Origin of the sequence: Nocardia sp. NPDC087230, from assembly GCF_044744725.1 — a bacterium.
Taxonomy (GTDB): Bacteria; Actinomycetota; Actinomycetes; order Mycobacteriales; family Mycobacteriaceae; genus Nocardia; species Nocardia canadensis.
The window spans coordinates 808117-829011 of the sequence record NZ_JBIUYV010000002.1; the positions used below are offsets into that span (position 1 = coordinate 808117).

The 20895-nt window shown below is 69.3% G+C and carries 16 protein-coding genes; 13 read left to right on the forward strand and 3 right to left on the reverse strand.

The features are described 5' to 3' along the window. Positions 1-102: 102 nt before the first annotated feature. Both ACIO52_RS10035 and ACIO52_RS10040 read left to right on the forward strand, forming a co-directional pair. Positions 103-2274, forward strand: a complete 2172-nt coding sequence (locus ACIO52_RS10035; protein WP_402643031.1) for a molybdopterin-dependent oxidoreductase — start codon at positions 103-105, stop codon at positions 2272-2274. A 170-nt stretch (positions 2275-2444) separates the two neighbouring features. Then, complete coding sequence (locus ACIO52_RS10040) at positions 2445-3068, forward strand: pyridoxamine 5'-phosphate oxidase family protein (RefSeq protein WP_218721245.1); 624 nt, start codon at positions 2445-2447, stop codon at positions 3066-3068. Position 3069: 1 nt separating this feature from the next. Here ACIO52_RS10040 and ACIO52_RS10045 read toward each other — a convergent pair whose 3' ends face one another. Beyond that, positions 3070-3567, reverse strand: a complete 498-nt coding sequence (locus tag ACIO52_RS10045; RefSeq protein WP_402643034.1) for a GtrA family protein — start codon at positions 3565-3567, stop codon at positions 3070-3072. Between the two features lie 15 nt (positions 3568-3582). Here ACIO52_RS10045 and ACIO52_RS10050 point away from each other — a divergent pair, with 15 nt between their 5' ends. The 3 genes from ACIO52_RS10050 to ACIO52_RS10060 all read left to right on the forward strand — a co-directional run bounded on the left by ACIO52_RS10050 (position 3583) and on the right by ACIO52_RS10060 (position 7928). Next, positions 3583-5010, forward strand: a complete 1428-nt coding sequence (locus ACIO52_RS10050; protein WP_218721244.1) for an FAD-binding oxidoreductase — start codon at positions 3583-3585, stop codon at positions 5008-5010. After that, positions 5007-5786, forward strand: a complete 780-nt coding sequence (locus tag ACIO52_RS10055; RefSeq protein ID WP_218721243.1) for a decaprenylphospho-beta-D-erythro-pentofuranosid-2-ulose 2-reductase — start codon at positions 5007-5009, stop codon at positions 5784-5786. Before ACIO52_RS10050 ends, ACIO52_RS10055 begins: the two co-directional genes overlap by 4 nt. Positions 5787-5957: 171 nt before the next feature. Next, entirely contained in the window at positions 5958-7928 is a 1971-nt protein-coding gene (locus tag ACIO52_RS10060; RefSeq protein WP_402643039.1) for an arabinofuranosyltransferase, read from the forward strand. A gap of 90 nt (positions 7929-8018) precedes the next feature. Here ACIO52_RS10060 and ACIO52_RS10065 read toward each other — a convergent pair whose 3' ends face one another. After that, on the reverse strand, positions 8019-8648 hold the full coding sequence (locus ACIO52_RS10065; RefSeq protein ID WP_218721241.1) for a TIGR03086 family metal-binding protein: 630 nt from the start codon (positions 8646-8648) through the stop codon (positions 8019-8021). Between the two features lie 93 nt (positions 8649-8741). Here ACIO52_RS10065 and ACIO52_RS10070 point away from each other — a divergent pair, with 93 nt between their 5' ends. The 5 genes from ACIO52_RS10070 to ACIO52_RS10090 all read left to right on the forward strand — a co-directional run bounded on the left by ACIO52_RS10070 (position 8742) and on the right by ACIO52_RS10090 (position 14858). Further along, the gene (locus tag ACIO52_RS10070; protein ID WP_218721240.1) at positions 8742-9695 is read left to right on the forward strand and encodes a YafY family protein; all 954 of its coding nucleotides are present in this window, start codon (positions 8742-8744) and stop codon (positions 9693-9695) included. Between the two features lie 176 nt (positions 9696-9871). Then, on the forward strand, positions 9872-10414 hold the full coding sequence (locus tag ACIO52_RS10075; RefSeq protein WP_402643043.1) for a hypothetical protein: 543 nt from the start codon (positions 9872-9874) through the stop codon (positions 10412-10414). Positions 10415-10628: 214 nt separating this feature from the next. Further along, the gene (locus tag ACIO52_RS10080; RefSeq protein ID WP_218721238.1) at positions 10629-11141 is read left to right on the forward strand and encodes a hypothetical protein; all 513 of its coding nucleotides are present in this window, start codon (positions 10629-10631) and stop codon (positions 11139-11141) included. Positions 11142-11235: 94 nt separating this feature from the next. Then, entirely contained in the window at positions 11236-14523 is a 3288-nt protein-coding gene (locus tag ACIO52_RS10085; RefSeq protein WP_402643567.1) for an arabinosyltransferase domain-containing protein, read from the forward strand. Positions 14524-14696: 173 nt separating this feature from the next. Continuing rightward, a complete protein-coding gene (locus ACIO52_RS10090; RefSeq protein WP_218721237.1) occupies positions 14697-14858 on the forward strand; it encodes a hypothetical protein in 162 nt (53 codons plus the stop codon). Positions 14859-14933: 75 nt separating this feature from the next. Here the strand turns inward: ACIO52_RS10090 and ACIO52_RS10095 are convergent, their stop codons facing one another. After that, positions 14934-18266 (reverse strand): arabinosyltransferase domain-containing protein, encoded by a 3333-nt coding sequence (locus ACIO52_RS10095; RefSeq protein ID WP_402643046.1) that lies wholly within the window; start codon positions 18264-18266, stop codon positions 14934-14936. Positions 18267-18730: 464 nt separating this feature from the next. Between ACIO52_RS10095 and ACIO52_RS10100 the strand changes: the two genes are divergently transcribed. The 3 genes from ACIO52_RS10100 (at position 18731) to ACIO52_RS10110 (ending at position 20855) form a co-directional block, all read left to right on the forward strand. Then, on the forward strand, positions 18731-19378 hold the full coding sequence (locus ACIO52_RS10100; RefSeq protein WP_218721235.1) for a hypothetical protein: 648 nt from the start codon (positions 18731-18733) through the stop codon (positions 19376-19378). 237 nt (positions 19379-19615) lie between these two features. Beyond that, entirely contained in the window at positions 19616-20113 is a 498-nt protein-coding gene (locus ACIO52_RS10105) for a peptidylprolyl isomerase (protein WP_218721234.1), read from the forward strand. 175 nt (positions 20114-20288) lie between these two features. After that, positions 20289-20855, forward strand: coding sequence for a Uma2 family endonuclease (locus tag ACIO52_RS10110; RefSeq protein WP_402643051.1), 567 nt, complete (start codon positions 20289-20291; stop codon positions 20853-20855). The last annotated feature ends 40 nt before the right edge of the window (positions 20856-20895 follow it).

The following is a 20895-nucleotide window of genomic DNA, read 5'->3' on the forward strand; positions in this document are numbered from 1 at the left end:
CCAACAGCCCGAACCCTCGACCGCGACGCCTCCCCGACGTCGCGGTCGAGGGTTTTCGGCGTTTTCGAACCCGGGCACCGCGCGCGGCGTAAGGATGGGGACATGGCTCCGCGAACGCTGCTACGCACCTGTCCGCTGTGTGAGGCCGTCTGCGGCCTGACCATCACCCTCGACGAGGCCGACCGGGTGCTCTCGGTCCGCGGCGATCGCGACGACCCGTTCAGCAAGGGCTTCCTCTGCCCGAAGGGCGCGAGCTTCGGCAAGCTCGACGACGACCCCGACCTGGTCACCACCCCGCTCATCCGCGAGGGCGACACGTTCCGCCCCGCGAGCTGGGACGAGGCCTTCGACCTGATCGCGGCCGGGTTCGCCGCGGTCAACGCGGCGCACGGCAGCGGCGCGACCGCGATCTACCTCGGCAATCCCAACGCGCACACCGTCGCGGGGGCGCTGTATCTGCCCGCGCTGATCCGCGCGCTGAGCACCCGGCACATCTACACCGCCAGCACCGCCGACCAGATGCCCAAGCAGGTCGCCGCCGGGCTCATGTTCGGCGACCCGCTGACGGTGCCGGTCCCCGACCTGGACCGCACCGACTTCCTGCTGATGCTCGGCGCGAACCCGCTCGAATCCAACGGCTCGCTGTGCACCGCGCCGGACTTTCCCGGCAGGCTCAAGGCGCTGCGGGCGCGCGGCGGCAAGCTCGTCGTCGTCGACCCGAGGGCGACCAGGACCGCCGACCTCGCCGACGAGCATCTGTTCATCCGGCCGGGCGCTGACGCGTACCTGCTGTTCGCGGTGATCCACACGCTCTTCGCCGAGAACTTGGTCGACCTGCGGATCGAGGTCGACGGCCTCGACGAGCTGCGCGCCGCGTCCCAGGAGTTCGCCCCGGACGCGGTGGTCGAGCGCACCGGCATTCCCGCCGACGCCATCCGCGCCCTGGCCCGCGACCTCGCCGCCGCGCCGACGGCGGCCGTCTACGCCAGGATCGGCACCTGCACCGCCGAGTTCGGCACCGTCACCCAGTGGCTGGTCGACGCGATCAACGCGCTGACCGGCAATCTCGACGCCCCTGGCGGCGCCATGTTCGCCACCGCCGCGGCGGGCGGCATCGCGCGCAGCAAGCCGTTCCGGCCGGGCCGCTGGACCAGCCGGGTGCGCGGGCTGCCCGAGGCGATGGGCGAACTGCCGGTGGCGACCCTCGCCGACGAGATCGAGACCCCCGGTCAGGGCCAGATCCGGGCGCTGGTCACGGTCGCGGGCAATCCGGTGCTGTCCGCGCCCAGCGGCGCCCGGCTGGACCGGGGGCTGGCCGAGCTGGACTTCATGGTCAGCGTGGATCGGTACGTCAACGAGACGACCCGGCACGCGAAGGTGATCCTGCCGCCCCCGCGCTCGGTGCAGTCACCGCACTACGACTTCGCGCTGTTGCAGTTCGCGGTGCGCAACTACGCGCGCTACTCGCCGCCACTGGTCCCGCTCGACGGGCGGCCGTCCGAGTCGGCGGTCATCGCGCGGCTCGCCGCCGCCGTCAGCGGGCAGCCGCACGACGGCACCGGCGCCGCGAGCCCGATCGCCGTGGTCGACGAGCTGGTCATCGCCGGCATGCTGCACAAGGCGGGGATGAGCGACCGGCGCGACGAACTGGACGGCGTCGACACCACCGAACAGCGCATCGACCTGATGCTCAAGCTCGGCCCCTACGGCGCGTGGAACGGCGGCGAACTGAGCCTGCGCACCCTGCTCGACAATCCGCACGGCCTCGACCTTGGCCCGTTGCAGCCGCGCCTGCCCGGCGTCCTGCGCACCGCAACCGGCCGGGTCGACCTGGCCCCGCGCCTGCTGCTCGACGATGTCGGCAGGCTGCGCGGCAGGCTGGCGGCGAGCGCGCCGGAGATGGTGCTGATCGGGCGCAGGCAGCTGCGCTCCAACAACAGCTGGATGCACAACATCGCCGGTCTGGTCGGCGGATCGAACCGCTGCACCCTCCAGATCCACCCCGACGACGCGACCAGACTCGGCCTCGGCGAGCAGGCCGCGATCAGCTCGGCGGCCGGCTCGCTGACCGTCCAGGTCGAGCAGACGCCGACGATCATGCCCGGCGTGGTGAGTTTGCCGCACGGCTGGGGACACGGCGCGAGCACCACGCAATCGGTAGCCAGCGCGCACGCCGGCGTGAACGCCAATGTGCTGACCGACGATTCGGTGGTCGACGCGATCTCCGGCACCGCGGTCTTCAACGGAGTACCGGTGAAGGTAGAACCGGTCTGATCGGTCCACCTCGGGAAACCCTTGCGCAAACCGGACTTTCGTACCATTCGCAACAATGGACTCGCCCCACGGCTTGTGACAGTCCCCTACACTGGGTGAGATTGCGGTCACAAGCGGGGGTTTCAGCGCGAAACCCGCATCACCCGGTTCGGCTAGCAGAGGGGGCCCCGATGCCCGAGAAACACGTCGGCAGCGACGGAGAGCACGAGCTTCAGGACACGTTGGGCACGACCGAAAGGGCTGGACGCTTCTACGACGACCAGGTGATCGACTACCTGAACCCGTCGATGGTCGAATTCGTCGGGCGGATGGACATGGCCTTCATCTCCACCGCCGACGCGCACGGCGAATGCGACGCCAGTTTCCGGGCGGGCACACCGGGATTCCTGCACGTGATCGACGAACGCACGATTGCGTACCCCGAATATCGAGGTAACGGGGTGATGGCCAGCCTCGGCAACATCCTCGAGAACCCCCATGTCGGAATCCTGATGATCGACTTCGTGCGCGATCTGATCGGTCTGCACATCAACGGCAAGGCTCGCATGGTTGCCGACAGTGAGCTACGGGAGACCGTCGGCGATCTGCCCGCCGCCGAACGCGGCAAGACCTCGCAGGTGTGGGTCGTCGTCGACGTGGAAGAGGCTTACATCCACTGCCGCAAGCACATTCCGCAGATGGTGCCCGTCGCTCGGGATCGGCGCGAGTGGGGCACCGACAACGTCAGGGCCAAGGGCGGCGACTACTTCGGCGTCAAGGCGGGCAAGCAGCCCGCACCCGCCAAGGCCAGCTGACCTACTTGATCTTGAAGATCACCGCACGCTGCACGACGAAGTTGATGACGGTGGCGGTGCCCTGCGCGATCACGAACGCCAGCGGCTGCCGCCACCACTCGCCGGGCAGCGCGAAGTACAGCGTCGCGTTGATGCCGACCTGCACGGCGAAGGTGACCGCGTAGAGCACGACGACGGCGATGAACCGCGCCCTGCTCGGCTCGGCCTTGAACGTCCAGCGCCGGTTGATCAGGTACGCGGTCGTCGTCCCGCAGACGAAGCTGATCGCCTTGGCGAGGCTCACCGGCAGGCCGAGCAGGTTCAGCAGCAGGCTGTAGATGCCGTAGTCGACGATCGCCGAGAGACCGCCGGTCAGCGTGAACCGCACGATCTGCGTCTTCAGGTCTACGTCGGTTCCACCGGGCTCGTCGACCAGCGGAATCTCGGCGGGAAGCGGCAGATGCGGTTGGGCTTGCACGTGAGGAAGACTACGAGACCGGCCGCGTGTCCCGCCATGCATGTAGCCTCTTAGCCGATGTCCGAGAACATTCCGACCGCCACCGGCGAGGCGTTTGCGCTGAATACGCGTACGCGCAAGCTCACCGGATGGGGTCGCACCGCACCCACCTCCGCCGAAGTGCTCTCGACCAGCGATCCCGAGTTGATCGTCAAGGCCGTGAGCATGGTCGCCGAGGACAACGACTCCAAGCCGGCGCACCTGCGACGCGGCGTGATCGCGCGTGGCCTCGGCCGCTCCTACGGGGACAACTCGCAGAACGCGGGCGGCCTCGTGATCGACATGCCCGCGCTGAACAAGATCCACCGCATCGACGCCGCGACCCGCCTGGTCGACGTCGACGGCGGTGTCGATCTGGATCAGCTGATGAAGGCGGCGCTGCCGTTCGGCCTCTGGGTGCCCGTCCTACCCGGGACCAGGCAGGTCACCATCGGCGGCGCGATCGGCTCCGATATCCACGGCAAGAACCATCACAGCGCGGGCAGCTTCGGCAACCACGTCCGCTCGATGGACCTGCTGACCGCCGACGGCGTGGTCCGCACGATCACCGCCGAGTCCGACCCCGAGCTGTTCTGGGCGACCATCGGCGGCTGCGGCCTGACCGGCATCATCCTGCGCGCGACCATCGAGATGACGCCGACCGAGACGGCGTACTTCATCGCCGACGGCGATGTCACCGCCACCCTCGACGAGACCATCGCCTTCCACAGCGACGGCTCCGAGGGCAACTACGAGTACAGCTCGGCCTGGTTCGACGCGATCAGCCCGCTGCCGAAGCTGGGCCGCGCCGCCATCTCGCGCGGCAACCTGGCCAAGCTCGACCAGCTGCCCGCGAAGCTGCAGAAGGACCCGCTGCGGTTCAACGGCAAGACCTTCTTCACCCTGCCCGACGTGTTCCCGAACGGGCTGGCCAACAAGTACACCTTCGGCCCGATCGGCGAGGTCTGGTACCGCAAGTCGGGCACCTACCGCGGCAAGGTCCAGAATCTGACGCAGTTCTACCACCCGCTCGACATGCTGGGTGAGTGGAACCGTGGCTACGGCTCCAACGGCTTCCTGCAGTACCAGTTCGTGGTGCCGCCGGAGTCGGTCGAGGAGTTCAAGCGGATCATCATCGACATCCAGGGCTCCGGCTTCTATTCCTTCCTCAATGTGTTCAAGCTGTTCGGCCCGGGCAACCAGGCGCCGTTGAGCTTCCCCATGGAGGGCTGGAACATCTGCGTCGACTTCCCGATCTCGCGCGGGCTCAACGAGTTCGTCAGCGATCTGGACCGGCGGGTGCTCGAGTTCGGCGGCCGGCTCTACACCGCCAAGGACTCGCGGACCAGCGCCGAGTCGTTCCACAAGATGTACCCGCGGATCGACGAGTGGATCAAGGTCCGCCGCAGCGTCGACCCGACCGGCGTGTTCATGTCCGATATGGCCAGGAGGCTGGAGCTCCAGTGATCAACGCAGTTGGCAACCCGCAGACCATCCTGCTGTTCGGCGGCACCTCCGAGATCGGTCTCGCGATCTGCGCCGAGTACCTGCGCAAGGGCCCGGCCCGGGTCGTGCTGGCCAACCTGCCCGGCGATCCGCTGCTCGAGGGCGCGGTCGCCACGCTGAAGGCGGCGGGCGCGACCCAGGTCGACGTCATCGACTTCGACGCGCTCGACACCGAGTCGCACCCGAAGGTCGTCGACCAGGCGTTCGCCGCGGGTGACGTCGACGTCGCCATCGTGGCGTTCGGGGTGCTCGGCGACGCCGAGGAGCTGTGGCAGAACCAGCGCAAGGCGGTCATGACCGTCGGCATCAACTACACCGCCGGTGTCTCGGTGGGCGTGCTGGTCGGCGACAAGTTCAAGGCGCAGGGCCACGGCCGGTTCATCGTGATGTCCTCGGTGGCCGGTGAGCGCGTCCGTCGCTCCAACTTCGTCTACGGCTCGACCAAGGCCGGCCTGGACGGCTTCTACCTCGGCCTCGGCGAGGCGCTGCGCCCGCACGGTCCGCGCGTCACCGTGGTGCGGCCGATGCAGGTGCGCACCTCGGCGACGAAGGCGCACTGGGAGGCCACCGGCTCCAAGGAAGCCCCGCTCACGGTCGATCCCGAGGACGTGGCCCGGCTCGCCGTCGCCGCCTCCGAGAAGGGCACCGAGATCGTCTGGGCGCCCGGCGAGGCCCGCTTCCTGATGTCGGCGCTGCGCCACGTGCCGCGCCCGATCTTCCGCAAGCTGCCGATCTGATCCACCGCTCGTCCTGAACTGCCGCATCCTCTCCGAGGGTGCGGCAGTTCTCGTTCACCGACTACGCCGTGCCCGGCTCGGATCCGTCGTCGGCCGAGCCGACCGACCGGGCCGACTCCACTAGGCTGGCCCGGACCGTGGAGCCCAGTGGAGCCGGAGGATTGCGCGCCGATGACGACCAACGATGAGGTGCGGACGGGGCGCAGGATCGGGTCAGGGCTCGTCGAGGGCGCGACGGCGGCGCTGGTGGCGCTCGTCGTCGCGGCGGTCGGCCTGTACGCCTTCTCGGCGGTGCAGTGGCCTGCGTTCAACTCCTCCAACGTGACTCGGGCGCTGACGACCGTCGGGCAGGTCGTCGCGGTCGCGCTGCTCGTCGTCTCGGTGCTGCTGATCCGGCTGCGTAAGTGGCCGGTGGTCGCGAAACTGGCTTCCTGGGTGGGTATCTCGAGCTTCGTGACGGTGACGCTCGGGATGCCGCTGGCGGCGACCAAGCTCTACCTGTTCGGTGTCTCGGTGGATCAGGAGTTCCGCACCGAGTACCTGACCCGGCTCACCGACAGCGCCGCGCTGCGGGATATGACCTATGTGGACATCCCGCCCTTCTATCCGGCCGGGTGGTTCTGGATCGGTGGCCGGGTGGGCAACGTGCTCGGGATGGACGGCTGGGAAGTGTTCAAGCCGTACGCGATCGGGCTGCTCGCGATCGCCGCGGCGGTGGCGCTGGTGCTGTGGACCCAGTTGGTGCGCGCCGATCTCGCGGTGGGCGCCGCGGCGGCCGTGACCGCGATGACGCTGGCGTACGCCTCGCCCGAGGCGTACGGGGCGGTACTGGTGGTGTTCCTTCCGCCCGTGCTGGTGCTGGCCTGGGGTGCGCTGCACCGATCCTCGGGTGGCTGGGGCGCGGTGCTCGGCACCGGGCTGTTCCTCGGCGTCGCCGCCTGTTTCTACACGCTGTACCTGGCGATCGCGGCGTTCACCGTGGTGCTGATGGCCGTGGTGGCGGCGGGTGTCGCGGTGTACACGCGGCGCGAAGACCTGCGTCCCAGGGTCGGCGGTCCGCGCGCGGTCGGCGGCCCGGCGCCGTGGCGGGCGGCGATCGCGCCGCTGACCAAGCTGGTCGCCATGGGCGCGATCGCCGTGGTGCTCGCGCTGGTGGTGTGGGCGCCCTACCTGCTGAAAATGCTGTCGGGCGCGAAGCTGCCGTCCGGCAACGCCTTCCACTATCTGCCGCAGTCGGGCGCCGAGCTGGCGTTCCCCATGCTGGAGTTCTCGCTGCGAGGTGCGCTGTGCCTGCTCGGGACGCTGTGGCTGGTGCTGCGGGCCGGTTCGTCGCGGCGGGCGCAGGCGCTGGGGCTCGGCGTGCTGGCGATCTATCTGTGGACCCTGCTGTCGATGGCGGCGACCGCGGCGGGGACGACGCTGCTCTCGTTCCGGCTGGAGCCGGTGCTGCTCGCGGTCCTCGCCGCGGCGGGCGTCTTCGGGTTCGTCGAGCTCGCCGGGGTGATCTACCGGGCGCTGCACGAGCCGGCGCCGGCGCGGATCGCGGCCGGTGTGCTCGCCGTGCTGGGCGCGCTGGCCTTCGCCCAGCACATCCCGACCGTGCTCACCCACGAGATCGACACCGCCTACACCGATACCGTGCCCACCGATACCCCCACCGCCGACGGCACTTTCGGCGAGCGGGCCGACAAGCGCAAGCCCTCGGCCGTGGCCTACTACCACGCCGTGGACGAAGCCCTGTTGGCTCGGACCGGCCGTCCCCGTGACGAATCCGTCGTCCTCACCGCCGACACCAGCTTCCTCGCCTTCTACCCCTACTTCGGCTTCCAGGCCCTCACCTCGCACTACGCGAACCCGCTGTCGGACTTCAAGGCCCGCGCCGCCACCATCGCCGCCTGGAGCAAACTCGACTCGTCCCCCGCCCTCCTCGACGCCATGGCCACCGCACCCTGGCGCGCCCCCGACGCCTTCCTCTTCCGCCGCGACGGCGACACCTACACCCTGCGCCTCGCCGAGGACGTCTACCCCAACGACCCGAACGTCAAGCGCTACACGGTCGCCTTCCCGAAGACCCTCTTCACCGACCCCGCCTTCACCACCACCGACATCGGCCCCTTCACCCTGATCACCGTCCGCCGCTGATCCCTGGCTCGATCCGCCGCACGGGTCAGCGCGGCTACCTGCGGGCGGGGCACGCGGTACACACTCTGCAGCACGCACACCGCTCGTCGCTCAGGCGGTGGGGCGGCCGAGGTAGTGCAGCAGGTCGTCGATCGGGCCTGTGGAAGTGGTCTCGACGATGGGGGCGTAGGCGCCCCACTGGCGCAGGGGTTCGATGATCTCGGCGTCGTCGCCGCTGCCGGGAGCCGCGTGGACGGTGCGGGCCGCGGTCAGCAGGTGGGTGGCCAGGTCGGCGGTGAGCGGGGACGGCCGGCCGGTGGCCACGGCGATGTCCCAGGCGTGCACGGCGGCGTCGAGGGCGGCCAGGGTGGCGGCGACCGGGGTGGGCAGCTCGCCGTGCGGGAGCGGGGTGGGGACGGTCGCGGTGTCGTCGGCGACGGTGGCCCAGGCGGCGGCGGTCTCGTCGACGGCCGCGCGGACCAGCTCGATGGCGGAACCGTCGATGGTGCCGGACGGGTCGAAGGGGTTGTAGCTCGGGCCGGGACCGACGCCGAGGGCGGCGGCGTAGGCGAGCTGGTCGCCCGCCGCGTGCTGGACGACCTGGGCGACGGTCCATTCCGAGCACGGGGTCGGCAGGTCCCACTGGTCGGCGCCCACGCCGGCGACGACGTCGCTCAGGGCCTGGTAGGAGGTGGCGACCACGTCGCGCCAGACGGTCTCGAGGGCTGCGGTGCTGTTCATGATGAAGCCTTCCTTCTCGGTGATGACTCCAGCCTAGAAACCTATTAGGCTCGTTTCTTTCCTAATTTCTCCACGACTTCCGACGAGGTGGGAATGGCCGCGACGACACCCCGCGTCCTGCGTCTGCTCGCCCTGCTCCAGGACCGCGCCTACACCGGGCGCGAACTCGCCGAACGCCTCGACATCACCGAACGCACCGTCCGCAACGACATCGCCCGACTGCGCGAGCTCGGCTACCCCGTGCACGCCGAACGCGGCGCGATCGGCGGCTACCGGCTGGGCCGCGGCGCCACCATGCCGCCGCTGCTGCTCGACGACGAGGAAGCGGTCGCCGTCGCCCTGTCGATCGCCGTGGCCGCCGACGGCGCGCTCGCCGTCTCCGATCTGGGCGACCAGCTCGCGAGGGCCCTGCGCAAGATAGAGCAGATCCTGCCGAAACGCTTGCAGCGCAAGGTCTCCGCACTGCACGAGGCCACCGAGATCGGCCCGGCCACCACCGGCTCCCGCGAGCCCGACGCCCCGGTTGCGGCAGGCATCCTCACCACCCTGGCCGACGCGGTGCGCCGCACCACCGCGGTCACCGTCGACGACGGCGTCGAACTGGAGCCGTATCGCCTGATCAACTGGCAACGCCGCTGGTACCTGGTCGCCTACAGCATGAGAACCCATGCCTGGGAGGCGATTCCGGCCGCCCGGATCACCCGTGCGAGCCCGGGTAGCCGGGTGTTCGCCCCCCGCAGGCTGCCCGATGACGACCTGGTCGCCTTCGTCATGCGCCACATCGCGACCACCGGCTGGCGGGTGCACGCGCGCGTGACGGTCCTCGCGCCCGCCGAGACCGTCATCGCCCGGATCAATCCCGCGGTCGGGGTGGTGGAACCGATCGACGCGCGCACCTGCCTGCTGCACACCGGCGCCGACGCGATGGAGACGATCGCGATCTACCTGAGCATGCTGATGATGGATTTCCGCGTCGACGGTCCACCCGAACTGGTCGCGCACCTGCGCACCCTGGCCCGCCGCTATACCGAGTCCACGCCGCCGTGACCGGCCGGACGGATCGTTTCCGTTCTGCCGCAACCCGGTGTCGAGGCCGCTCGACAGCACTACACTGACTGGTGCGGCACGGTCGCCGCCGGCGGGCGAGCACCACGGCGGATGGCGTTGGAATCTTCGATCCTGCACGTCACGGGTCTCGGCGACCCGCTACCGGAGGAGGACGTATGTCCGATCCGTTGCACACGAGGGTGTGCCTCACCGGCCTGAACTGCTCCTGCCCGAGCATCAGCTTCTTCGTGGTGCCCGAGCCCCTGGTCCGCGGCGGGCAGATGCTGCACCTGCTCGAACAGGCCCCGGTCGCGGGACGAATACCGGAGCCGAAACCCGACACCGAACTGATCGAGCTGATCGAAGCCGTCCGCACGCCGCTGAGCACCCGCGGCCTCGCCCACATCGAGCGCGTCGCCTTCGCGGGCCCGCGCCACGATCCGCCGACCGCGCGCACCGTCCTGCACGACCATCTCATCGAGGAACCGCAGCCGTGGGGCCTGGACGTGGACGATCCGGCGGAGCTGGTCCGGCTGGAGCTGCTGCCCGAGCACCGCATCGGCCCGCGCCGCATCGATGATTTCCAGGCGCATTCGGTGCGCCAGGCGATGGCGGCGGTCTATCGGTACTTCGGGATCGATCAACGCATCCCGCTCGTCTATCACGGATTCGCGGACCCACTGGACGGTTGGTTCGCGCTGCGCGCTTCCGCGGCCTGAACGCGCTGGTCAGAAGCACACAACCGGCTGTTGTGTTGATCGACACCCGGTAGCTACTGGTATGCGGGAACGCGATAGACCACAATATGTCCGGTCAGTGTCAACAAACCGCACGGTTCGTGTCGCGGGGCGGGTACGCTGCGAAATGTTGGAAGTTCGGCCGACCGAAATCAGTTTTGGTAGTGCTGATCGGTACGGATGCAGAGGTATAGCTATGACGCTCAGCAGACCCGAGCGGATCGATCTCTTGCTGACACGTCCGCACCGTCAAGAACCCGAGCCGGCGCCCCGCGAACAGCTGGCCACGCTCGGCGAGATCGAACAGACGGTCGTCGACGCCGCGATCGCGATGCTCGCGCCGGGCCAGAAGTTCGCGCTGCTGTGGTCGTTGCAGGTCGGCGAGCAGGCCGTGGCGGGCGTGCAGGTCAAGGAGCGCGACGGATCGGTCACCAACATGGTGCCGCCGGCCGAGGTGCTCGAGTACCTGATCGATCACAAGCGCATGTCCTACGACCCGAGCGTCGGCACCTGGCTCAGCGCCGAGATCTTCATCGCCGGGCCCACCCGCTACAAGGCCACCTTCGCCACCGGCACCGTCGCGGACTGGATGCCGGAGGTCTCCGAGGAGGACCTGCGGCACGAGTTCGACGCTTTCCCGCGCCCCGCCGCAGAGATCCCCGATTGGGCCCGCACGCAGCTCGATTGGAGCGACCGCCGGACGGGCTGAGCCCCGTTGTGCCGCGGCGCCGAGTCGCGCACAGGTTCGATGGCTAGCATCAACCCCCGTGCTGCGATCTGAACGAGCGTTCACCCGATACCGCATGGTCGCCCTCGTCTGCGGGCTCCTCGGTTTCGTGCTTGCCCTGCTGACGCCGCTGCTGCCGGTGCGCCAGGACCGCGCGAGCCTGGACTGGCCGCAACCCGGCGCGACCAGTGTCGAGGCACCGCTGGTGTCGTATGTGCCGCAGCAGCTCGACGCGCAGCTGCCGTGCACGATGTTGCGCGACCTGCCCGAGACCGGGACCACGACGCTGGTCGGCACCATCCCGGCGGCCTCCGGCCAGACCTCGCGAGGCCTCACCGTCGCCGTGCGCGACGGGGTGCTCGGGGTGCAGGCGCGCGACGTGCCGATGCTCTCGGCGCCGGTCACCGAGATCGCGAACTGCGACCGGATCACCATCACCTCCACCATCGCGGCCACCACGGTCGAGTTCACCGGGGTGACGCGCCAGGACGGCAGCCCGTTCCGCAACACCGTCACCGTCGACAAGCGGCCCCAGATCGTCGGCGTCTTCACCGATCTCGACGCCGCCGCGCTCAGCGGCGCCCGCGTGCACGCCGACATCGATTCCCGCTTCACCTCCACGCCGACCACGCTCAAGCTGGTGACGATGATCGCCGCCGCGGTCCTCACCGTCCTCGCGCTGATCGCGCTGCATCTGCTCGACACCACCGACGGCAGGCGCGCGCGCCGGTTCCTGCCTCGGCACTGGTGGCGGATCACGCCGACCGACATCGTCGTGGTCGTGACGCTGCTGGGCTGGCATGTCATCGGCGCCAACACCTCCGACGACGGCTACATCCTGAACATGGCCCGCGCGTCGGGCCCGTCGGGCTACATGGCCAACTACTACCGCTGGTTCGGCGTCCCCGAGGCCCCGTTCGGCTGGTCCTACGAGTTGCTGGCCTGGATGACCAAGGTCTCCGACGCCAGCCCCTGGATGCGCCTGCCCGCCCTCGCCGCCGGCCTGGTGTGCTGGGCGGTGATCAGCCGGGAAGTGCTGCCGCGCCTGGGCGCCCGGGTGCGCCGCGACAAGGTGGCGCTGTGGACGGCCGGGCTGGTGTTCCTGGCGTTCTGGCTGCCCTACGACAACGGACTGCGCCCCGAGCCGCTGATCGCGGCGGGCGCGCTGCTCACCTGGTGCCTGATCGAACGCGCCATCGCCACCGCCCGGCTGCTGCCCGCGGCGCTGGCGATCCTGGTCGCCGCGTTCTCGCTGGCCGCCGGGCCGACCGGGTTGATCTGCATCGCCGCGCTCATCGCGGGGACCAGGCCGGTCATGCAGATCATCATCAAGCGCGCCCAGGGCGTGCGCCCGCGCCGGATCGCCGCCGACGCGCACGCGGCGGACGCCGATCCCGCCGACGCGAGCACCACGAACAGCGAGCGTCCTCGACTGTCGCCGGCGACCACGTTCTTCCGCTACGCCGCCCTGCTCGCGCCGGGACTGGCGGCGGGCACGCTGGTCCTGATCGTGGTCTTCGCCGACCAGACCCTCGCCACCGTCATGGAGGCCACCCGGGTCCGCACGCTCGTCGGCCCCAACGTGGCCTGGTTCGACGAGCGCACCCGCTGGGACTCGCTGTTCATGCTCTCCCCCGACGGCTCGCTGGCGCGCCGTTTCGGCGTGCTGGTGCTGCTGCTGTGCCTGCTCGTGTGCGTCCTGCAGGTGCTGCGCAAGGGCCGCATCCCCGGCACCTCGCGCGGGCCGTCGGTGCGCATCCTCGGCATCGTCTTCGGCGCGCTGCTGCTGATGATATGGACGCCGACCAAGTGGACCCACCACTTCGGCGTGTACGCCGGGCTGGCCGGGTCGCTGGCCGCGCTGGCCGCGGTCGCGGTGGGCGCCAACGGCATCCGCGCGCCACGCAATCGCGCGCTGTTCACCGCGGCGGTGCTGTTCCTGCTCGCGATGACCTTCACCGGGTCCAACGGCTGGTGGTACGTCTCCAGCTACGGCGTGCCGTTCTGGGACAAGGCGCCGCTGGTGGCGGGCAAGGGCATCTCGACGCTGTTCCTCGGACTCGCCGTGCTGGCGCTGCTGGTCGCGCTCTACTTCCATCTGCGCGATCCCTACCGCACGCCGTCGGCGCCGAACCGCTTCGACCGGTTGGCCACCATGCCGCTGACCATCGCGGCCGCGCTGCTGGTGCTGTTCGAGGTGGCCTCGATGGCCAAGGGCGCGCTCACCCAGTACCCCGCCTACTCGATCGCCAAGTCGAACATCGAGTCGCTGGCCGGGGACACCTGCGGACTCGCCAACGACGTCCTGGTGGAGACGAACACCGCCGATTCGCTGCTCACCCCCTACACCGGCGCCCCCGCCGACGGCCTGAGCGCCGAATCCACCGGCTTCACCCCCAACGGCGTCGCCGCCGACCTCACCGCCGACGCCGACGAGACCGTGGTCGGCGGGGCGAACTCGGTCGACAAGGACTCCGCGAACAAGACCACCAACACCACCGGCGCGGGCACCGGCGGCGGGACGAGCACCGAATCGGGCATCAACGGCAGCACCGTCGCGCTGCCGTTCGGCCTCGACCCCGCGCGCACGCCCGTCCTCGGCTCCTATCAGGACGGCGTGCAGCAGCAGGCCAAGCTGACCTCGCAGTGGTACCGCCTCGACCTCGACACCGTCCGGGACGACCCGGCCTACCAGGCACTCGTCGTCACCGCGGCCGGGCGCATCCGCTACGTCGACACCGACGGCGTCGTGCACTACGGCCAAGACCTGCGCCTGGAATACGGCACGCGCGCCGCCGACGGCAGTGTCACGATGACCGGCTCGGTCGCGCCGATGGACATCGGCCCCGCGCCGTCCTGGCGCAACCTGCGCGTGCCGCTGGATCAGCTGCCCGCCGGCGTGAACGCGGTGCGCCTGGTCGCCGCCGACAACGACATCACCCAGAAGCAGTGGCTGGCCGTGACGCCGCCCCGGCTGCCGAAGCTGGCGACGCTGCAATCGGTGGTCGGCGAGACCGACCCGGTGCTGCTGGACTGGCACGTCGGCCTGGCCTTCCCCTGCCAGCGGCCCTTCGATCACCACGACGGCGTCGCCGAGGCACCGCAGTGGCGGATCCTGCCCGACCGGGTCGGCTCCGACGCCTCCAACGCCTGGCAGGACGACATCGGCGGCGGCCCGCTCGGGTGGACAGGATTGCTGCTGAAGGCCGAGACCGTCCCCACCTATCTCGACCACGACCTCGGCCGGGACTGGGGCGCACTGGAGCGCTTCACCCCCTACCAGCCCGCGCCGCCCGCCGAGATCTCGGTGACGGTCGTGAACCAGTCGGGACGGGCGAAGGAGCCGGCGATCCGCGCGCAGTAGGGGCCACGCGGACGGGCGAGTGTGACTGTGCCAGCGGAAGGGCAGTGACCGGGCGTATACGCATGTACGGCGCGAAAATCGTAGCGGCCGTTAGCGTTTCGTGTACGTGAAACGCCTGTAAATGCCTGCCGAATGCCCTCCGTCCCCTGGTTTGAGCACGTACCCTGTTGGGTATGACAGGAGCCTTCGATGACATGGATCTGCGAGATCTCGTCGAGCTGCTCAGCGATGACGAGAAAAAGGAACTACGACCGGCTGTGATGCGGGTGCTGGATAGATTGCCTTCGCAAGAGGTATTACGTCGCGACCTCAACCGTCGCATGCTCAACGTCTGACTCCTGCTACCCCGCCAACGACAGAAGGCGCGGCCCCACCGAGTGGGTCCGCGCCTTCCTACTGTCCGGCGTCGATCAGAACACGCGCAGCGGTCCCGGCGTCCACAGGCCGTCGCGGGTCTCGGTGCCCGTCTTCAGCTGCGCGGGCTCGGCCTTGAGGTACTGGTCGTAACGCTCCAGCGAGCCCCAGTCCCGCGCCCAGTCGTCCTTCAGGTAGGTCGGGATTGTCACCCGGCTCGCCAGCATCTGCGAGAAGCCGAGCGGGCCACCGAACTCCTCGGCCTGCCAGGTATCGGTGGAGGAGATCGCCAGCGGGCGATCCGGCAGGATGCGGTAGTTCGGCACCTCGGCGACGCCGTTCTTGTGCGCGAACGGCCGCTGGCACGGGAACTGCAGGCCGACGGCCCAGTCCAGCAGCACCGGTTGGGTGCGGCCGATGAAGGTGTCCAGGGTCTGCAGCTTGGGCACCCGCGGCGGGGTGAACGCCAGCCACTGGTCACCGATCAGGATCGGGTCGTTGGCCATGATGCGGACCGCGTTCGCCTCGGCGGGCAGGTCGGCCAGCGGGACGCGCAGGTTGCGCCAGGACGGGAACGGGCCGATATCGCGGGGCAGGTAGGTGCCCAGCGTGGCGACGCTGCCGTCCGGGTTGCGGGTGCCGTACTCCACGAGCAGCGACTGACCGTACTTGTCGGCGCCGGTGTCGTCCTTGGAGGCGATGCGGCCCGCCGCGGAGATCACGACCAGCGGCGAGTCGTCGGACCGGGCCGGCAGCCCGTACCAGGACGACTCCAGGTGCGCGGGCTGCTGCACGCCCTCCTGGTAGGAGCCGAGGATCGGGGTCCGCGCCGGGTCGAGCCCGAACGGCAGGGCCACGGTCGACCCGTTGACGCCCCGCGCGCCCTCACCGCCGCCGGTGCCCGCGCTCTCGCCTTCGGCGAAGGCCGCGCCGACCGACTGGTTGCTGGTGTTGCCGGTGCCCGGCTTCACCTCGACCGCGTCCGCGGACAGATCGCTCGGCACGCCGTTGGGCGTGAAGCCGACCGAGCCGGTTCCGGCCAGCGGATCGTTCGGGTCGGTGAGCGGCGTGGCCGGATCGACGATCGGATCGAGTCTGCCGCTGTTCGGGTCGGACTCGACGAGCACATCGTTGGCCAGGCCGCAGGCGTTGCCGCCCAGCGCGTCGATGTTGGAGCGGGCCAGCGAGTACGCCGGGTACTGCTGGGTGGCGCCCTTGACCAGCGACAGCACCTCGAACAGCACCATCAGCCCGACCACGACGGTCAGCGGGATGGCGGCGAACTTGCGGATCCGCCTGCCCCGCACGGTCTTCGCCGACGGCTGCGGTTTCACGTAGTCCTCGCGCAGGGCGTACCAGCCGACCAGCGCCAAGGCCACACCGAACAGGATCAGCATCACCGTGTTGGAGTTGATCCCGCGCAGCGAGATGGTCTTGTCGAACCACGGCACGCCGTAGCTGGAGACATACCAGTAGCCGTTGATGCCCGAGAACGACAGCGCGAGCACGAACAGCAACCCGGCCAGGAAGATCGCCCGGTTCTTGCGTGAGCGCAGCGCGCTCTGCGAGACGGCCACCGCCGTGACCGCGGCCAGCGAACCCGCGATGCCCGCGTAGGCGCCGAAGTGGTGGGTCCACTTCGTCGGGTTGAACATCATGAAGAAGATCGTGCCGAAGACGATCCCCATCAGCCGCCAGGTCGGACCCGACGCGATACCGGGCACCTGACGGCGGCGCAGCAGCACCAGCAGCGTGGTGAACAGGCACAGCAGCATCACCAGGAAGGCGAAGCGCCGGGCCAGCGAGCCGTCGACGGTCTCGACGAACATGTAGTAGTAGCGCAGGTAGTCCTCGTACCAGGCCAGGTTCGGGCCGGTGGCCTGGCGCACCCGGTTGGCCTCCTGGATGCCGGCGAAGGTCTGGTCGCCGTAGACCACGACCAGCACCAGCAGACCCGCCGACGCGATCGGGGCCAGCAGCGGCAGCGTGCCGAACTGCCGGTGCCTGCGCACGATGATCCGCACCAGCGGCCGGATGCCGGCCAGCAGCGCGGCCACACACATCAGGCCGGTCGGGGCCGCGGCCAGGGTGAAGGCCGCGATCAGCACCGCGATCCCGGCGGGCAGCAGCCTGCCGGTGGCGATGGCGCGCTCGATGGAGACCCAGGTGAGCAGCGCGCCGAGGGCGACGATCGGCTCCGAGCGCAGGCCGTTGTCGAACGGCAGCCAGAACGCCAGGAACACCAGGCCGCCGGTCCACAGCGCCACCTGCGAGCGCTTCACCGCGTTGCCGAGGCGGGGCACCACCTCGCGGCTGATGACCATCCAGCACAGGATTCCGCACAGCAGCGCGGGCAGGCGCACCCACGGGCTCGCCGTGGAGATCTCGGCGAAGACCTGGATGACGTAGTAGTACCAGCCGAACGGCGCCTCGGGGACGCCGTACCAGCGGAAGTAGTTGGCCGTGTAGCCCGCGTCGGGGGCCACTCGCACCATCGACAGGATGTAGCCGTCGTCGGAGGTGTTGGCGCCGACGAAATGCCAGACCAGCAGCGTGCCGATGACCGCGCCGTCGGCCCAGGTCGGCTTCAGCCAGTTCTTCGGCAGGAACCGGCGGTGCCCGCGCCCGTCGCTGCCGTCGAGCGCGGCCAGCGCGCCCAGCGCCAGCAGGGTGCACAGCACGGCGGCGATGATCGCGACCAGCTTGATCACCGACGGGCTGGAGGAGAAGCGCGAGTCGATCGTCGAGGTCAGCGACAGTCCCGGCGGGACCTCGCCCTTGAGATCGGAGAACACCCCGACGATCTGCGGCCGCAGATCACCGGCGAGCTGACCCTGCACCGGCACCTGCACGGTCTCGACCGCGCCGGGCTGACCGGGGATCGGCCGCTCGATCTCCTTGGTCAGGCCCGTGAACTCGGCCGTGGTGCGGTTCTGATCGGAGCTGATGACGATCGCCGAGCAGCCGTCCATCGCCGCGCGGTCCGCCGAGGCGACCACCGCGTTGCGGTCGACCACGTCGACGGAGGTGTCGGAGACGCGGACGAACAGCGCCTCGAGCGCGGCCCGGTCGCCCTGCGGCGGCGCGGTGGCCAGCAGCATGCCGCCCTGCGCGGGCAGCGTCGCGACCGCCGCGCACGGGATGGTGGCGTTCAGGTCGATCGGCACCTGCGACATCAGCGGTGCCTGGATATTGCCGAGCTTGCCGTTCTGCGGCCAGTTCAGCTGCGCGGTCGTCTGGGTGACCGGCAGGAACGGCGTCGCCACCGCGAAGAGGGCGCCGAGGATTCCGGCGACGAGCGCGATCCATCGCGCGATCCGGAAGTCCTTCGGGGACGCCACCGGTTCGGCAGGTGGCTTGGTGAGAACAGCTGTTGCGGCGTCTGGCACGGTTCGCCATGGTATCCGCACCAGGGTGGTTGTGAGGGGTCGCACGCCATGCCGTCGGACATGGACCGCGCTATGGTGTGAAGCTCAAGCGTTTCATTAAGCATGCGACGTGCGCCGACCGCCGGCGCCGACGGGCTCGCGCCACCCGGCCGGAGGTTTCGCCGCTATGCGAATCCGCTATCGATCCAGGTCCGGGCGAGGCGGCCAACCGTCGAGCGGGTGCGGCACAGGAGTTTTTCGATGGTACCAGTGTGCACGGTGCATATAGCTACGAAAAGGGGTAACTGTTACAGACGGTAACAGGTCCCACATTTTAAATGCGGGGCGATTTCCCGGAGGCCGAAACGCGAAGGTTCCCGAATGAAATGGTAGTCCCGAATTACGCGCTACAGAATTACGGCCTTCGTACTCTTGAACACGACATCTTCACATCCCGGAGATGTCGAATTCACCAAGGAGTACGCATGTTCCACAGCAACTTCTTCGCACGCACCGCAGTGGCGACCGCCGGGTGCGCGATCGCGGCCGCGTCGCTGGGCATCGGCCCCGCCGCGGCCCAGGCCTCGACGACGGTCAGCCCGGCCGGCGCCGCGGTCCAGGCCACCAACCAGGGTGTGGTCAAGGCCGTGGCGGGTGGCGTCACGATCACCTGTACGACCTCGACCGCGACCGGCACCGTGCCGGCCGCGCCGGGCAACACCAACCCGAGCGGCCCGGTCACCGTGCCGATCAGCGCGCCCAGCTTCACCGGCTGCTCGACCAGCATGTGGGGCGTCAGCGCGACCGTGACGACGAGCGGCAGCTGGTCGATCACGGGCCAGAACGGGTCGCCGATCGCGGGCTCGATCAACGTCCCGACCGGTGGCATGGTCATCCAGACCAGCGGTCTGGCGTCGTGCAAGGTGGTCGTCGCGCCCACCGCGCCCGCCGCGCTCGCGGGCACCTGGACCAACGGCAACCCGTCGACGGTGCAGGCCACGAATTCCCCGGCCCCCATCAAGGTGACCGGTGGCTTCGGCTGCCCGACCAGCGCGACAACGGGGTCGGTGACCGGTGTCTACAAGGTCACCAACACCACCACCCCGTCGGTGCCGATCACGGTCGGCCCCTGATAATTCCGGGGTGAATTCGAATCGACCGGCCGGTCGGCTCGAATTCGGTGAATTACCCGGATGTGTATAAAAGGAACCCGCGTGCGTCTCGCACTCGCACGCGGGTTCCCCACACATCCTAGGCAATATTCGCGCCGGGTGCCGCCCACCGGGCGCCCGGCCGCGATTTCGCCACCGGCCCGCGGTGGTTCGGACCCCGGTCTCTTCCCGACCCCTCCCCTCCCTAGACTCGACGGCATGACCAAGGTGAATCTCGAAACCAACTACGGACAGATCGTGCTCGAGTTGGACGACCAGGCCGCGCCGAACACGGTCGCCAACTTCGTGAACTATGTGAACGCCGGCCACTACAACGGCACCGTGTTCCACCGCGTCATCCCCGGTTTCATGGTGCAGGGCGGCGGGTTCGAGCCCGGCCTGAAGCAGAAGCCCACGCAGGCGCCGATCCAGAACGAGGCCACCAACGGCCTCAAGAACGACAAGTACACCGTCGCGATGGCCCGCACCAACGACCCGCACTCGGCCACCGCCCAGTTCTTCATCAACGTCTCCGACAACGCCTTCCTCAACCACACCGCCCCGCAGGGCCAGGGCTGGGGCTACGCCGTCTTCGGCAAGGTCGCCGAGGGCACCGAGGTCGTCGACAAGATCGCCGCCGTCTCCACCGGCAACGCGGGCCCCCACCAGGACGTCCCGGTCGACGACGTCATCATCGAATCCGCCACCGTCGCCTGATCTTTCGACGTCGAGTCGGGCCGCCATCGTCAACGACGAGGGCGGCCCCGACCCGTATGACAACCGTGACGGCGCAGCCAGTGAGCACTCGGACCTACATCGAGGAACAGCGCGCTCGAGTAAACTGTGTCCAGCGGGTCGAGCCCGCACCGATAGTGTCCGGGAGGAGCGCGTGATGACTGCCGAGACAGCGCTGCCCGCGTGGATGCATCAGCAGATCACGGCAGCGGAGTACGACTCCTGGTCCGAGGAGCAGAGTGCGGGTATCGAGATCGTCGACGGGATGGTCGTTGTGAACCCGAGCGCGTCGAAGCGCCACAACCGGTTGGCCCGGATGCTGGCGAATGCGCTGGATGCCGCATCCGGACCGGACTGGAACGCCGACATCGACTTCGACGTCCGGCTCCAAGATGTTCCGCTCACCAATCGCCGCCCGGACGTCGTGGTCTATCGCGCGGACACCATCGACCTCACCCCTACCCGCCCCGAACATGTGCTGCTCGTCGCGGAAGTCGTCTCGCCCGGTTCGGAGACCACCGACCGGATTGTGAAGGTCGACCAGTACGCCAGGGCCGGCATCGCCTTCTACTGGCGGATCGAACAAGCAGCGACCGGTGTCCCGCTGGTCTACACCTACGTCCTCGACCCGGCGACCATGGCCTATCGGACCGGTGACATGTTCACGGGCGTCGTCAAGGTCTCGGCTCCGTTCCCCGTGGAGATCGACCTCGGCGCGATCTGATCGCACGGGTCCGGTCGACACTTCCACTGGCTCGGCGGGC